The 14,976-nt window shown below is 70.6% G+C and carries 14 protein-coding genes and 1 tRNA gene; 9 read left to right on the forward strand and 6 right to left on the reverse strand.

The genetic code is table 11. The features are described from left to right. Window positions 1–152 precede the first annotated feature (152 nt). From ACIBI5_RS08135 to ACIBI5_RS08165, 7 genes are all read left to right on the forward strand, one after another. Window positions 153–2,444, forward strand: coding sequence for a serine/threonine-protein kinase (locus ACIBI5_RS08135; protein ID WP_397244447.1), 2,292 nt, complete (start codon window positions 153–155; stop codon window positions 2,442–2,444). An 88-nt stretch (window positions 2,445–2,532) separates the two neighbouring features. Further along, window positions 2,533–4,278, forward strand: a complete 1,746-nt coding sequence (locus ACIBI5_RS08140; RefSeq protein ID WP_397244449.1) for a serine/threonine-protein kinase — start codon at window positions 2,533–2,535, stop codon at window positions 4,276–4,278. Between the two features lie 23 nt (window positions 4,279–4,301). Further along, window positions 4,302–5,615: a hypothetical protein gene (locus ACIBI5_RS08145; protein ID WP_397244452.1), complete on the forward strand. Its 1,314-nt coding sequence runs from the start codon at window positions 4,302–4,304 to the stop codon at window positions 5,613–5,615. 37 nt (window positions 5,616–5,652) lie between these two features. Beyond that, a complete protein-coding gene (locus ACIBI5_RS08150) occupies window positions 5,653–7,107 on the forward strand; it encodes a DUF2510 domain-containing protein (protein ID WP_397244454.1) in 1,455 nt (484 codons plus the stop codon). A 22-nt stretch (window positions 7,108–7,129) separates the two neighbouring features. After that, window positions 7,130–7,723 (forward strand): oligoribonuclease, encoded by a 594-nt coding sequence (gene orn, locus ACIBI5_RS08155; protein ID WP_397244456.1) that lies wholly within the window; start codon window positions 7,130–7,132, stop codon window positions 7,721–7,723. Between the two features lie 67 nt (window positions 7,724–7,790). Further along, a tRNA-His gene (locus tag ACIBI5_RS08160) sits at window positions 7,791–7,863 on the forward strand. A gap of 159 nt (window positions 7,864–8,022) precedes the next feature. Continuing rightward, on the forward strand, window positions 8,023–8,250 hold the full coding sequence (locus ACIBI5_RS08165) for a helix-turn-helix transcriptional regulator (protein ID WP_184960057.1): 228 nt from the start codon (window positions 8,023–8,025) through the stop codon (window positions 8,248–8,250). 120 nt (window positions 8,251–8,370) lie between these two features. On the opposite strand, the gene ACIBI5_RS08170 is transcribed toward ACIBI5_RS08165, so the two are convergent. Continuing rightward, the gene (locus ACIBI5_RS08170) at window positions 8,371–8,703 is read right to left on the reverse strand and encodes a nuclear transport factor 2 family protein (RefSeq protein ID WP_397244458.1); all 333 of its coding nucleotides are present in this window, start codon (window positions 8,701–8,703) and stop codon (window positions 8,371–8,373) included. A gap of 86 nt (window positions 8,704–8,789) precedes the next feature. Here ACIBI5_RS08170 and ACIBI5_RS08175 point away from each other — a divergent pair, with 86 nt between their 5' ends. Then, window positions 8,790–9,569, forward strand: coding sequence for a helix-turn-helix domain-containing protein (locus ACIBI5_RS08175; RefSeq protein ID WP_397244460.1), 780 nt, complete (start codon window positions 8,790–8,792; stop codon window positions 9,567–9,569). Between the two features lie 9 nt (window positions 9,570–9,578). Here the strand turns inward: ACIBI5_RS08175 and lat are convergent, their stop codons facing one another. From lat to ACIBI5_RS08200, 5 genes are all read right to left on the reverse strand, one after another. Then, on the reverse strand, window positions 9,579–10,850 hold the full coding sequence (gene lat, locus ACIBI5_RS08180) for an L-lysine 6-transaminase (protein ID WP_397244462.1): 1,272 nt from the start codon (window positions 10,848–10,850) through the stop codon (window positions 9,579–9,581). Between the two features lie 82 nt (window positions 10,851–10,932). Further along, entirely contained in the window at window positions 10,933–11,460 is a 528-nt protein-coding gene (locus ACIBI5_RS08185) for an HdeD family acid-resistance protein (protein WP_397244465.1), read from the reverse strand. A gap of 46 nt (window positions 11,461–11,506) precedes the next feature. Then, on the reverse strand, window positions 11,507–11,872 hold the full coding sequence (locus ACIBI5_RS08190) for a PPOX class F420-dependent oxidoreductase (protein WP_397244467.1): 366 nt from the start codon (window positions 11,870–11,872) through the stop codon (window positions 11,507–11,509). After that, window positions 11,869–12,516, reverse strand: coding sequence for a hemolysin III family protein (locus ACIBI5_RS08195; RefSeq protein ID WP_397244469.1), 648 nt, complete (start codon window positions 12,514–12,516; stop codon window positions 11,869–11,871). Before ACIBI5_RS08195 ends, ACIBI5_RS08190 begins: the two co-directional genes overlap by 4 nt. A 41-nt stretch (window positions 12,517–12,557) precedes the next feature. Continuing rightward, the gene (locus tag ACIBI5_RS08200; RefSeq protein WP_397244471.1) at window positions 12,558–14,096 is read right to left on the reverse strand and encodes a penicillin-binding transpeptidase domain-containing protein; all 1,539 of its coding nucleotides are present in this window, start codon (window positions 14,094–14,096) and stop codon (window positions 12,558–12,560) included. Window positions 14,097–14,125: 29 nt separating this feature from the next. Here ACIBI5_RS08200 and ACIBI5_RS08205 point away from each other — a divergent pair, with 29 nt between their 5' ends. Then, window positions 14,126–14,971 (forward strand): spermidine synthase, encoded by an 846-nt coding sequence (locus ACIBI5_RS08205; protein ID WP_397244473.1) that lies wholly within the window; start codon window positions 14,126–14,128, stop codon window positions 14,969–14,971. Window positions 14,972–14,976: the final 5 nt, after the last annotated feature.

Here is a 14,976-nt window from a genome sequence, read left to right on the forward strand (position 1 = left end):
GGTTGGGGCTGGTCAGGGGGTTGGGTGGGGGAATCGGTTAGAGAAGGTATCGGTATAGCCGTTCACATCCGGAGATGGCAGTAGTTTCATGAAAACCTGACCGCTAGATCGCACGTCCAATCTGGTGGGCCGCCTCCTGATGGGAGTTGGCGATGGAGTGGAGTGCCCCCGGTTACACCGAGATCCGACAGCTCGGTACGGGCGGAAGTGGCCGGGTCGTCTTGGCCGAGCATGACGACACCGGTGTCAAAGTCGCGATCAAGTATTTGGCCGAACGGCTCAGACAGGATCCGGCCGCGCTGGCCAGGTTCCAGTCGGAGGCGCGGCTGCTCACCACGTTACGCGATCAGCACATCGCGACCATGTGGGAGTACATCCAGGAGCCCGCCGGCGCCGCCATCGTGATGGAGCTGGTCAACGGCGTGTCACTGCGCGCCGTGCTCCGCGAGAACGGCACCACGAGCCCCGAGGCGGCCCTGGTCGTGCTGAAGGGTTCGCTGCTCGGGCTGGCCCGTGCGCACACGATCGGACTGGTGCACCGGGACTACAAGCCGGAGAACGTGATCGTCCGCGAGGACGGGATCAGCAAGCTGGTCGACTTCGGCATCGCCGTACGGGAGGGGACGGCCGCCCATCCCGAGGGCACGCCGCCCTACATGGCGCCGGAGATGTGGGCGGGCGGGCCCGCCTCCCCCGCCACCGACGTCTACGCGGCGACGGCGGTCTTCTTCGAGTGCCTGACCGGGCACCGGCCCTACCGCTCGACCGAGCCGAGCGTGCTGGGCTATCAGCATCTGCACGCGCCGATCCCGGTCCACGACGCGCCGGAGCCCGTACGCGACCTCGTCACCCGAGGCATGGCCAAGCATCCCGACCAGCGCCCGGCCAGCGCGGCGGACTTCGTGGCCGAGCTGGAGGAGACCGCCAGGGCGGCCTACGGCGAGGACTGGGAGGAACGCGGCAAACGCCGCCTGGCCGCGCTTGTGGCCCTGCTGGCGACGCTCTGGCCGGTCCCGCAACCGGTGGCGACGCCTCAGGTGGGCACGTCCGTGACGCGGACGGTCTTCAAGGCGATGCGGCACAACGCGGTCAGGATGGGCGTCGGCACGGGCCTGGCGGTCGCGGTGGCGGTCGCCGCGGTGGTGATCCTGAGCTCGCGCGGCCCGTCGACCACCCCGGTGGACGTGGTCGCGGCCTCGCAGACTCCGGCGCCGCTCAGCCCCGCCCAGCTGGGCACACCCCCGACGACCACGCCTCCGGAGTCGCCCGAGGCGGTCGATCCGAGCGCGGTGGCCTCCGTGCCGATAGCCGTGATCCCGTCGGTGTCCAGCCCATCCAGCCCGGACGCCACCGAACCCGCCGGGACCACCGAACCCACCACGAACACCCCCACCACCACCAAGCCCACGACCAAACCGACCACCAAGACGCCCACCCCGAAACCCACGAAGACGCCCGCTCCCCCGGCGACGGTCTCGGGCATCGGCCTGGGCAAGCTGACGCTCTCCTCCTCGAACGGGAACGCGGCCGCCGGAACGGCCACCGTACGCGCCACGAGCAAGGGCCCGATCACGCTGACGGCCCGCTTCACCGTGGGCGGCGCGGTCGCCAAGACCACGACGGCGCGCCTCAGCGGCGCGCTCAGCTACACCCGCGCCTTCAGCCACACCCTGGACGACAGCGCGTGCGGCGAGACGGTCACGCTGACCGTCACCACCTCGCCCGCCGCGACGGGCGGCGCGAAGAGCGCGAGCGTGAACGTCCCCGACTGCCCCACGGACGTCACCCGCCTGCGCGTGGCGCTGTCGGTGGCCGAGTCCCCCGGCCGCTCGGTGAGCATGCGGATCACGGCCGCGGCCGGCGGAACGGCCGCGATCCCGATGCGCGCCAGCCTCTCCTTGAACGGCGAGCCGGTCCTGACCCGGGAGACGACGCTGTCCGGCGACACCTCCTACACCCGCGCCTACAGCCACAGCTTCGCCAAGCGCCCCTGCGGCGGCACGCTGACCGTCACCGTGACCGCGGGCGACCGGCAGGCCTCGTCACGGGCGACGGTCGGGTGTCCGGCGGGCGTGCAGCGCATCAGCGTGCTGCGCGCCGCGCTCGGCGCGCGCGGCCTGGCGAGCGCGACGGTCGCCGTCACCACACTCAACGAGCAGGCGGTACGGCTGAGCGTCACGTTCACCGTGGCCGGACGGACCATCGGCAGCGACGCCATGGACCTGTCCGGGGAGACCGCCTACACCAGGACCGTCTCGTTCGCGGCCGGGAAGACGCCCTGCGGGTCACGGTGGTCGGTGACGGCGTCGGCCGGAGGGAAGGCGGACAGCGCGAGCGGACAAACCCCCGCCTGCCCCTCCGAACCCTCCGAAAGCCCGTCGGAGACGCCAACAGAACAGAAACCCTCCGAGAAGATGTCGGAAACCCCCAAACCGGAACGATGAAATTTCCGACTTCTCTGGAGTAAGACGGGTTACACTGCCGAGCGTCTGCTGTGGGTGGGGGCCCTGACGACTCCAGAGAAGAGGCGTTATGTATGGGCATTGGGGGGTTCCCGGCTACACCGAGGTACGCGAACTCGGAGCCGGTGCGTCGGGACGCGTAGTCCTGGCCACGCGGGACCACGACGGCGAGCAGGTCGCCATCAAGTATCTGTCCGACGAGCTGCGCGCCGACGTCACGTTCGTCGCGCGGTTCCGCCATGAGGCCCGGCTGCTGGGCACCATGCGCAGCCCGTACAACGCCCGGCTGATCGACTACGTCGAGACCGGCGAGGGCGCCGCCATCATCATGGACCTGGTCAACGGCGTCTCCCTGCGCGAGGTCCTCAGCTCCGAGGGCCCCACGGGGCCCGAGGCCGCGCTGACGGTGCTGAAGGGCTCGCTGCTCGGCCTGTCCGAGGCCCACGCGGTCGGCGTGGTCCACCGGGACTTCAAGCCCGAGAACGTGATCGTCCAGGGCGACGGCACCAGCAAGCTGGTCGACTTCGGCATCGCCGTACGGGCCGGGCAAGGGGCGAACACCTCGGGCACGCCGCCGTACATGGCGCCCGAGCAGTGGTCGGGCGCGCCCGCGTCGCCCACGACCGACGTGTACGCGGCCACGATCGTCTTCTTCGAATGCCTGACCGGCGCCCGGCCCTACCGGGCGACCAACCTGGCCGCGCTGGCCCGCCAGCACCACAGCACGCCGCCGCCGGTCGAGGAGGTTCCCGAGGCGCTCAGGGGGCTGGTCGAGCGGGGGCTGGCCAAGCATCCCGCCGAGCGTCCCGAGACGGCCGACGCGCTGCTGGCGGAGCTGGAGGCGGTGGCGGTCGAGGCGTACGGGCCGGGCTGGGAGGAGCGCGGGCACCGGCGTCTGGCCAGGCTGGCCGGGCTGCTGCTGCTCATGTTCCCGACCCCGCCCGAGGAGGTGGCGGAGGTCGCGACGTCGATGGCGCGCACCGACCTCGCGACTCCGGCGGCCAAGCTCATGAGCAAGCTGGGGGCGAAGGTCGCGATCGGCGCGGTCTGCACCGGTGTCCTCGTGGCCGTCGCGATCGTGGTGGTCAACTCCTCCGACGGCGAGCCCACGCTCCAGGCGGCACGCAGTACGCCCACGGCCGGCGCGTCCTCGCTCGAAGTGCCGCTCCCCGAGGAAACCACCGAGGAGCCGACACCCGAGGTGACCACGCCCGAGCCGACCCCGGAGCCGTCCGACACGGTGACCGCGGCGCCGCCGCCCGTGGCGCAGACGACGAAGCCGCCCACCAAGACACCCACCCCGAAGCCCACACCCACCCCCAAGCCGACACCGACCAAGACGAAGAAGCCGACCAAGAAGCCGTCGCCGAGCGAGACACCGGACGAGGGCATCACGGGACGCTCCAGCGCCGACGAGACCTCGCCGCCGCCCAGCTCTTCGCCCCCGGCCACCTCGGCTCCGCCGACCACCCGGCCGCCCACGAGCCAGCCGCCCACCGGCCGCCCGTCCACCACCCCACCGGCCACGACCCAGCCGCCCGAGGGCGAGCCGACCCGCGGCGAGAAGGGCGACGCCCAGCAGGACACGGGATCCCAGCAGGCCGGCTCCCAGGCACAGCCGGCGCCGCGAGCCGCCGCCCAGGAGGACGGCGCCTCGCGGGACGGTGACGCGGCCGTGGAAGGAGTCGCCTCCGAAGGGTTCGACGGAGGAGGCGTGGCGGCGGTGCTGGCTTTCGGGCTGGTGACGTCCGGCGCGGTTCCCGTCACACTTGCGGTGAAGCGCCGCATGTCTGGCAGGCACCGTAGGAGGCGCTAGGAGACCCCGGGGGTAGGACGGCGATGAGCAACGCGAGCGAGTCCATCGCCGGTTACCGGCTCACGGACCACACCCGCATCACCGAGCTCGGCACCTGGTTCGACGCGATCACGCCGTCCGGCCGCCGTGCGGGCGCGCTGCGGTTCGACAGCGGCGTGGTCGGCCTGCCCGGCGTGCGTGAGCGCGTCGTGGCCACGGTGGTGGCCGATCGGCCGCTGACGCAGAACGGGCTGAGCGGCCTGGTGCAGGTGGCCGACGTGGTGGCGGCGGGCGAGGAGGTGTGGCTGCTCACGGCCGGACCGGCCAGCCCGTCGCTGGGCGATCTCATGGCGGCGCGGGCGGTGGACCCGCCGGGGGCGGCGGCCGTACTCGTGGAGACGGCGCAGACGCTGCGGGCCCTGCACGCGTCGGGACTGGCGCACGGCGCCCTGCACCCGGGCACGGTCGTGATCGGGGACGACGGCTCCGCGGTGCTGATCGAGCGCGGCCTGGCCGACGCGATCAGAGGACTGCGGGCCGAGCCGGAACGCGACGTGGCGGCGTGGGCGTCGCTGGCCAGGGCGCTGGGCGCGGACTGCCCGGCGCCGTCCGCGCAACTGCTCGACCGGGCGGCGGCCACGGCCACGCTCCACGGGCTGGAGGCGGCCAGGGACGTACTGCTCGGCCAGCGCGAGGTACTGCCCGGCGGGCAGATCACCCGCGACCGGCTGGCCCAGGAGGTGCGTAACCGGACGACCCTGGAGATCGGCGTCAACCCGATCCCGGACCGCGACGAGGGCGAGATCGTCACTCTGCTGCACGTTCCCGCCCTGGAGCAGCAGCACTTCGGGCCGGGGGTGTCGTCGTCCATCGGCACCACGGCGGAGCGGATCTGGCGGGAGGGCCGCGCCGACGCCGCCGGGACACCGGGCAAGCGGCGCGGGCGGGTCGCGCGGGCCCGGCGGCGGCGGACGATCCTGGCGGCCGCGGTGTTCGCGGTGATCGTGGCGGGGGCGTTGCTGGCGTGGTTCCGGCTGAGCGGGCCCTCGACGCCGCTGGCGGTGACCTCGGTCGACGTGTCGGCGCCGAAGAAGGCCCAGGGCTGCGACGCGGACGTGCTGATCAGCGGCAAGATCGTCACCAACGGCGCGTCCGGGGAGATCGTCTACGAGTGGGCGCAGAGCGACAGGAAGGAGAAGATTCGCCAGACGCAGCGCATCACCTCCGACAAGTCGTCCTACACGGTGCCGCTGAAGTGGAAGGTGTCGGGCAAGAGCACGGCCAAGCTCACGGCGACGCTGACGATCGTCTCGCCGCAGCGCCTGCAGGACAAGGCGAGCTTCACCTACAAGTGCTGACAATGCATCTCATAGCAGTTCTTACTACTCTGGCGACATGACCTCGCAGACCCCGGCGGGCTGGTACCCCGACCCCTACGGATCGCCCCAACTCCGCTGGTGGGACGGCAACCAGTGGACCGACGCCACGCACGCGCAGGAGCAGGCTCCCCCGACCCTTGTCGAGGGCGGCACGGACTGGTCGGCCCACCCGGCCAACCCCACGCTGCAGTTCGGCCAGCCCACGCAGGGCCAGAGCCAGTACGGCCAGCCGGACCCCCAGGCGTCGTCCGGCCCGAACCCGCAGCCGCCCCCCGGGTCCACACCTTTCGCCCAGCCGTCATCCGGCGCGAACCCGTACGGACAGCCGTCATCCGGCGCGAACCCGTACGCCCAGCCGCCTTCCGGCGCGAACCCGTACGCCCAGCCGTCATCGGGCGCGAACGCCCACGAACAGCCGCCCGCCGGAAACCCGTACAGCCAGCCGCCCTCCGGCGGAAACCCCTACGGCCAGCCGCCATCAGGCGCGAACCCGTACGGACAGCCGCCGTCCGGCGCGAACCCGTACGCGCAGCCGTCCTTCGCCGAGAACCCCTACGCCCAGCAACAGCCCGGCCAGTACGCCCAGCAGCCGGGCCAGTACAGCCAGCAGCCGGGCCAGTACGGCCAGCAACCGCCCTACGGCCAGCAGCCGACCGCTCCACACGGGCAGTACGGCCAGCTCCCCGGCCCCACCGCCTACGGCCAGCAGCCGAAGAAGTCCGGCGGCCCCCTGCCCTGGATCCTCGGCGGCGTGGGCGTGCTGGTCGTGGTGGCGCTGATCGTGGTGGCCGCGGTCGTCGTGGTCAACAGGACCGGCGGCACGACCGCCCAGGAGTCCCCGCCGCCCTCCTCGGACATCTTCCCGAGCCCCACCGAGACCGAGGACCCGGGCACCACGCCCACCCCGGACCCGGCGCCCTCGACGATGCCCGGCATCCAGGACGGCCGCATCACCGACCCCCAGGCGGGGGTGTCCTTCGAGGCGCCCGAGGGCTGGACCGTCCCTCCGGCCAACCGGGTCAACGGCACCGACCCGACGCAGCAGAGGTGGAGCAGCGCGGTCGAGGCGGTCTCGCACGAGAAGTACAACGGCGAGTCCAACTGGATCGGCAACGTCTACACCGGCGCGCTGAACGAGCTCTACCCCTATGAGAACGGGCAGAGCCTGCAGACGGCGGCCGGGGCGGTGCTGGCCTCGTTCAGCAACTACTACCAGCTCACGCACACCCGCAAGATCGTCAAGAACGAGGCGCTCAAGATCGGCGACAAGGACGCGTGGGTGTTGCAGTTCGAGCTCGACTTCTCCAAGATCTCCGCGGAGAAGAAGTACAAGTGGAAGAAGGAGAACGGCGCGGTGGTGCTGATGGACCGGGGTCCGGGCGAGCGTCCCGCGCTGGTTTACATCTCCGTTCCCGACAATCTGGGCACCGATGTGGTGGACAAGGTTATCGGCTCACTCAAGCCCGCCTGAGCAGGGGCACTAGGCTGGGCCCATGAGTGACTTGCTCGTATGGATCGACTGCGAGATGACCGGCCTCGACCTGGGTCGCGACGCGCTCGTCGAAGTGGCGTGCGTCATCACCGACAGCGAGCTCAACCAGGTGGACGAGGGCGTCGACGTGGTCATCAAGCCCCCGCCAGAGTCGCTGGAGCAGATGTCGCAGGTGGTGCGCGAGATGCACACGGCCTCGGGTCTTCTGCCGGAGCTGGCCGGCGGGGTCACGCTGGCCGAGGCCGAGTCGCTCGTGCTGGAGTACATCCGCCGCCACGTGCCGGAGTCGAAGAAGGCTCCGCTGTGCGGCAACTCGATCGGCACCGACCGCACGTTCATCTCGCGTGACATGCCCGCGGTCGACGCGTACCTGCACTACCGGATGATCGACGTGTCGTCGATCAAGGAGCTGGTGCGCCGCTGGTATCCGCGGGTCTACTTCGCCGCGCCGGAGAAGCAGGGCGGCCATCGGGCCCTCGCGGACATCACCGAGTCGATCAGGGAGCTGCGCTACTATCGGGCCGCGGTGTTCGTCAGCCAGCCGGGTCCCGATTCGGTGACGGCCCGCGGACTCGCCGAACGTGTCAGCGGCTAATCGGGTGGCGTAAAGACTCCCGAACACCGCTACACTTTTCCTGTGCCGCCGCGATGCGGCACGCATGGTGGGTGTAGCTCAGTTGGTAGAGCGCCAGGTTGTGGTCCTGGATGTCGCGGGTTCAAGTCCCGTCACTCACCCTTGGTGACATGGCCGGTCCTGAGGGACCGGCCATCGTCGTTTTCTCCGGCATCGTCCCCAAACCAAGACTTTGCGAGTTATGCTCGCTGTCTACCGCTAGCGCCGGAAGCACGGGGGTCCCTCGGCGATCTGACCGACATCGTGCCCACGGAGGCCGGATGAGAGTCGACGACACCGCCTTCGGCGGAGTGTTCACATCCTTAAGCAAGCGCGAGGCAGAGGTCATGGATCTGATAGCCACAGGTCAGTCCAATGGCCAGATAGCGCAGCGCTTGTTCCTGAGCGAGAAGACCGTGAAGAACCACGTCAATCGCATCTACGCCAAACTCGGCGTGGATTCCCGCGTCACCGCCATAGGCCTGTGGAACTCAAGGTCTGACGACTAGCCCGTACGGCAGAGCCGCCCCCACCCCGAACCGCCACAAGGGCTGGGGGCCCTCCAGGCCGACGCTCCTCCGCCGCACCGCCTGACCGCCGTGACGCGCGCCCGCGCACCGGCCGGGTGGTCACCCCATGCCCACCTTCAGATAGCCGCTCGCCTCGGCGATCAGGCCGTCGCGCAGCCGCATGAGGTTGAGGCCCCTGGTGACGGCGCCGCCCGAGACGAAGCGCCACCGGATGACCGCCTGGTCGCCCTGCACGCTGACGTCCTCGACCGTCCAGGTGAGCGTCTTGTCCTCGGCCAGCGCCGACCAGAAGCGCAGCGCCTCGCCCGGCCCCGTGTAGGCCGCGCCGTCCACGTTCTCCAGCGCGCAGTCGTCGGCCACCAAAGCGGGCAGGCCGGAGGGGTCGTGGGTGCGGAAGGCGGCGTTGAAACCGTCGATCACGTTCTTCGTCATGCCGACGATCCTGCTCGGCGGCGCGCGGCGCGGCAATTCCCGGCAGGGAATCGTGGCTAGCGCCCGGTTTGGGCTAGAAAGTGCTTGTGGAACGATTCGGAAGCGCGCTGAAGCACTGGCGCGGCGTCCGCCGGGTCAGCCAGCTGGAGCTGGCCGGGCGCGCGGGCACGACGCAGCGGCATCTCAGCTTCATGGAGAGCGGGCGCTCGCGTCCCGGCAGGGAGATCGTGGTCCGCCTGTCCGACTCGCTCGGGCTGTCGCCGCGCGAGCGCAACGGGCTCCTGCTGGCCGCTGGATACGCTCCGGCCTTCCCGGAGTCCAGCCTGGACGATCCTGTGCTGGAGCCGGTCAGAGAGGCGCTGGAGCGCGTGCTGGAGGGGCACCTGCCGTACCCGGCCGTGGTGGTCCGGCCCTACGGCGAGCTGCTCGCCGCCAACGCGGCCTTCGAGGTCCTCACCGAGGGCGCCGCGCCGGAGCTGCTGGAGCCGCCGGTCAACCTGTTCCGGCTGGCGCTGCATCCGCGTGGCATGGGCGCGCGGGTGGCCAACCTGGCCGACTGGGGGCGGCACGTGGTGGAGAACCTGCGGGCCCAGCTGCTGCGCAGCCCGGATCCGCGGCTGGACGTCTACATCGGGGAGCTGGAGTCGTACCTGCCCGCGGCGGCGCCGGGGCCCGAACACCTGGGCTTCGCCGTCCCGCTCCGGCTGCGCTCACGGGACGGCGAGCTGTGCCTGCTGACCACGATCACCTCGTTCGCCACCGCGACGGACGTGACGGTCGCCGAGCTGCACTTGGAGGCGTTCCTGCCGGCCGACGCGGCCACCGCGGCCGCCCTGCGCGAGCGGGCACTCAAAACCAGGGCCTGAGCGGGCCCCTCAGACCAGGGCGCGTGCGATCGCCTTGAGTCCGTGGTCCAGGTCCTCTTCCGGGATGTTCAGGGCGGGGCGCAGCCGTACCGACCGCTCGCCGCACGGCAGGACCAGGACGCCCTCGTCCTCCCTCAGCCGGCTGACCAGCGCGTCGCGCCGGGCCGGGTCGGGCAGGTCGAAGGCGATCATGAAGCCGCGGCCCCGGGCGCTGGACATCAGGTCGGGGTGCTCGGCCTGGATCTTGGTCAGGCCTTCGAGCGCCTGCTCGCCGAGCGTGGCGGCGCGGGCGATGAGGTCGTCGCGCTCGATGATCTCCAGGAGCGCGCGGGAGCGGACCATGTCGACCAGGCCGCCGCCCCAGGTGGAGTTGATCCGGCTGCTGACACGGAAGACGTTGTCGGCGACCTCGTCCACCCTGCGCCCGGCCATGATGCCGCCCACCTGGACCTTCTTGGCGAAGGCCACGATGTCGGGTTCGAGGCCGAGCTGCTGGTAGGCCCAGGGGGTACCGGTGGTCCCGCCGCCGGTCTGCACCTCGTCGAGGACGAACAGCGCGTCGTACTCGTGGCACAGGTGCTGCATCGCCCGCAGAAACTCCGGGCGCATGTGGTTGTCGCCGCCCTCGCCCTGGATGGGCTCGGCGATGAAGCAGGCGATGTCGTGGGGGTGGGCCTCGAACGCGGCACGGGCCTGGGCGAGGGCGCGCGCCTCGGCGGCCTCCACGTCGCCGTGGTGGATCGCGGGGACCTCGACGCGCGGCCAGCCGAAGGTGGGGAAGCGGTCGGTCTTGGCCGGGTCGGTGTTGGTGAGGCTGAGGGTGTAGCCGCTGCGGCCGTGGAAGGCGCGCGTCAGGTGCAGGACCTTGGTCCCGAGGGTACGGCCGCGCCCGGCCGCCTCGTTGCGCCGGCTCTTCCAGTCGAAGGCGGTCTTGAGCGCGTTCTCGACGGCCAGCGCCCCGCCTTCCACGAAGAACAGGTGGGGCAGCTCCGGGTCGCCGAGCACGCGGCTGAAGGTGTCGGCGAAGTCGGCCAGGTGCTCGGTGTACATGTCCGGGTTGGCGGGCTTGTTACGCGCCACCTCGCCCAGGAGCCGGGCCGTTTCCGCGTCGAACGGGGGGTTCACGCCCAGCGGAGCCGAAGCGAAGAACGTGTAGAAGTCCAGGTACCTGCGGCCGGTGCGCAGGTCGGTGAGCCAGGAGCCCTGGCTGCGTTCGAGGTCGAGCACCAGCCGGTAGCCGTCGACGAGGAGATGGCGGGCGAGGCGGTCGAGTACATCCATGTCTTCCTCCCGGGTGAGCCAGACACGACATACCTTCCCTATAGATGCCGTAAATACCCGTAAACTTTCCGTGCCCACCGCTTCACGGCGCCAGCTTCTTCACCTTGAAGGACAGGACGACCATCGCGATGCCGTAGATGATCGCGAAGACGCCGAGCAGCCAGGTCAGCGTGAGCATCCCGGTGGCCGGCCAGATGATGAGCAGGATGCCGAAGATCACCGAGAGCACGCCGCCCAGGATGAGCATCCACTCGTTGTCGATCTCCTTGCGGAGCGCGATGCCGGCGACGATCTCGGCGATGCCGGTGAAGATCGCCCAGAAGGCGATGACGTAGAGCAGGGCGAGCGCGGTGATCCCCGGCCAGGCGAAGGCCACGATGCCGGCGAGGATGCCGATGATGCCGGAGATGATGAGCCAGGCCCTCGACTGCACGTTGTGGCCGAAGGCGGCGAAGAGCGAGAAAAGGCCGCTGACGATCGCGTAGGCGCCGAAGAAGATCACCAGGACGTACAGCGTGATCCCCGGCCAGACCAGCGCGAGGATGCCGAAGATGATGGCGCAGATGCCTCGGATGAGTACGAGCCACCACGTGCGCGCGATTTGCTCCATGCCCCGATGCTTTCCAGAAAGATCACTCATGGAGACCCCGATGGGGTCAAATATCGGTGATCCGGATGGCAAGAGTTCCGGTGGCACCCCTTCTGAGCCGGCTGCCCAGCAGGGTGATCCGCCCGATCAGGCCGTACTTGCGCCGCAGCAGGACGCGCACCCGCTCGGTCTCCCCGGCCGGGAGGATCTCCGCCGTGCCGTCCACGGCCGGGCCGCTCACCTTGCCGCGCAGGTCGCACGGGGCGACGCTCACGCGCGGGTTGGCGCGGATGCGCTTGACCTTCCACGAGTCGGCGACCGTCCAGATCACGACCGCCTCGCCGTCGCGGGCGCACCAGACCGGGGTGGCCACGGGGGTGCCGTCGCGCTTGAAGGAGGTCACCGACACGTACTGCTCATCACCGAGGTTCACACGTGGGAGTACACCACGATCGAGACGGCGATGTACTGCACCAGGTACGCGGCGAGGGTGAAGGCGTGGAAGACCTCGTGGAACCCGAACCACGCGGGTGACGGGTCCGGGCGGCGCAGGCCGTACACGATGGCTCCGGCGCTGTAGAAGACGCCGCCCACGGCCACCAGCACGACGGCGGCGAGGCCCGCGCCCTCCAGCAGCTGGGGCATCACGAAGATGGCGGCCCAGCCGAGCGCGAGGTAGAGGACGGTGTAGAGCCAGCGCGGCGCCCCCATCCAGAAGACGCGGAACAGCACGCCCATCAGCGCTCCGCCCCAGATGACCGAGACGACCGCGATGCGGGCGACGCCGGACAGGGCGAGCAGGGCGAAGGGCGTGTAGGTGCCCGCGATGATCAGGTAGATGTTGGCGTGGTCGAACCGGCGCAGCACCTCTGCCAGCCTGGGGCCGAGGGTGCCGCGGTGGTAGGTGGCCGAGATGCCGAAGAGCAGCCCCGAGGTGACGGCGTAGATCGCCGAGGCCAGCCGTGCCTGCAGCGTCGGGCCTAGTGCCACGAGCGCGAATCCCGCGACAAGCGTCACGGGCAGCGCCCCCGTGTGCAACCAGCCGCGCAGCCTGGGCTTCGCGAAGGTGGTCGTCATATAACCTACGGTACCGTAGGTTAGGTACCCCTTAGCAACCCCTACAGTCCCTGCAGGAACCGCGCCGCGATGGGGACCGCGGCCGAACGGCCCGAGCCGCCGTTGCGGACGAACACGCAGAAGGCCAGGTCGTCCCGGTAGCCGATGAACCAGCCGTGCTCGCTCTGCGTGTCCACCTCGGCCGTGCCGGTCTTGCCCGCCACGCCCTCGGGCAGGCCGGCGCCGGCGGCGGTGCCGTACTCGACCACGGCCCGCATCATCTCGCGCAGCCCCTCGGCCACGTCGGTGTCCAGCTCGACGTCGCGCAGGGGCGGGCCCTCCAGGTCGGCCGCCTCGTCGGCGGGCAGCAGCCGGGGCGAGCGCCACACCCCGCTCTCGACCGCGGCGGCGACGGCGGCCATGCACAGCGGCGTGGCCTGCACGCTCGCCTGGCCGATGACGGCCTCGCCGAACCAGTCCAGGTTCAACTTCTCCGGCTCGGGGATCTGACCGCAGGCGCCGCCCGCGCCGGTGGGCAGCCGCAGGCCGCGAAAGCCCCAGGGCGCGGCCGCCTCGATCAGGTCGCCGGGCTCCATGCGGGTGGTGGCCTCCTCGACGAAGGTGGTGTTGCAGGAGTGCGCGAACGCCTCGGTGAAGCTGATCGTGCCCCGGTCGGCGGCGCCGGCGTTCCTGAAGGATCTGAAGCCGGGGATCTGGTAGGTGGCCGGGCACTCGACCTGCGACGATCCGGACAGCCCCGTCCCCATCAACGCCGCGGCCACCACGGTCTTGAACGTCGAGCCGGGCGGGAACAACGACGTGAACGCCTTGCTGCCGCCCTCAAGCCGGTCGGCCACGCCCAGAATCTCGCCGGTGCTCGACCGGATCGCCACGATGGCCGCGTCCGAGACGCCGTCCAGGGCCCGCGCGGCGGCGGCCTGCACGGCGCGCGAGAGCGTGGTCTTCTGCGCCTTGGGCTTCGACACCTTGCTGATCAGCGTCTGGGTGCTGTCGTCCGGCAGGATCGCCTGGAGCGCGGTGCCCTTCTTGTGCGGGTACGCGTCGGCCAGCTTCTCCAGGTAGTACTCGGCGTAGCTGTTCTCGGGGAAGCGCTCGCCCTCGCTGGTGACCAGTTCGACCGAGGGCGCCTGCACCGTGGCCAGCTCCAGGATGCCGTTGTCCTTGAGCAGCGGGTGCAGGGTCTCCGGGGTCCAGAGGACGTGCCAGCCCTTCTCGCGTACGGCCAGCCTCAGCGTGCCCTGGAACTCCCACCAGCCGAGCTCGCGTAATTTCCGCCTCCCGGAGAACGGCACCTCGGCGCTCTCCTCGCCGGTCATCGTGAGCGTGCCGGGGGCCAGCTCGATGGCGTCCACGCGCAGCGAACTGGACAGGGACAGGTGCCGTGCCATGAAATCGTCGGGCACCTGGAAGACGAGCCTGCTCATGGCCTGCACGTCGCCGCGGCGCCAGGCGGTGAAGTACGACTCGGCCGTCTTCTCCGGGCTTCCGTGCGTGCTGTTGGCCGCGAGGACCGCGAAGGCTCCCGCCCCCATCACCGCCAGAAGCGCAATAAGGAGGACAATCAGCCTTCGTCGTCGCATACCGTTTCTCCCAGGAAAGGGGACAGAAAGTGGCACGTGGACAGCGGGAGCCGATGCCCGGCCGGTACCCGGTGACGTTCGGTGAGGTCGAGCTTCTCCGGGATCTGGACAGGCAGGACGGCTGGGTGCTGTCCAAGGATGGCGTACCTCAGTCCTATATCGACCTACAAGACCCCACATTCCTGGAATTTGAGTATGTGCGGTTGATGGCCGATGTGATCGACGTCATGGACGACGGCCCGATCAGCTGTCTGCACGTCGGCGGCGGCGCGTGCTCCATCCCCCGCTACGTCTCCGCCACCCGCCCCGGCTCCCGCCACATCGTCCTCGAGCCCGACGGCCTGCTGGTCAACCTCGTGCGCGAGCAACTCGACCTGCGCTCGGTCCCCAAGCTCAAGGTGATCGTCGCCGGAGGCAGGGAGGGCACTCAGAAGGTCTGGGACGAGAGCGCCGACCTGGTCGTGCTCGACGCCTTCACCGCCGCCACGATGCCGGTCGAACTGGCCACCGCCGAGTACCTGGCCGACCTGGCGCGCGTGCTGCGTCCCACCGGGACACTGCTGATCAACATCGCGGACGGCAAGGGCCTGTCCTTCGCCCGCCGCCTGCTGGCCACCGTCACCGCCGCCTACGGCCACGTCGCGCTGCTGGCCGAGCCCGCCATCATGCGCGGGCGCCGCTTCGGCAACCTCATCGTCGCCGCCTCCCGCACCGCCCTGCCCGTCGACCTGCTCACCCGCCGCGCGGCCGGCGGCCTCACCCAGGCCAGATGCGTGTACGGCGAGGCCCTCACGAACTTCGTCGCCGGCGCCGCCCCCATCCGCGACGGCGACCCGGTCCTCGCCCCGGTGCCGCCGCCTTCTGTTTTCGGATGACGCGA

The sequence above is a fragment of the Nonomuraea sp. NPDC050540 genome (assembly GCF_044457485.1).
Taxonomy (GTDB): domain Bacteria; phylum Actinomycetota; class Actinomycetes; order Streptosporangiales; family Streptosporangiaceae; genus Nonomuraea.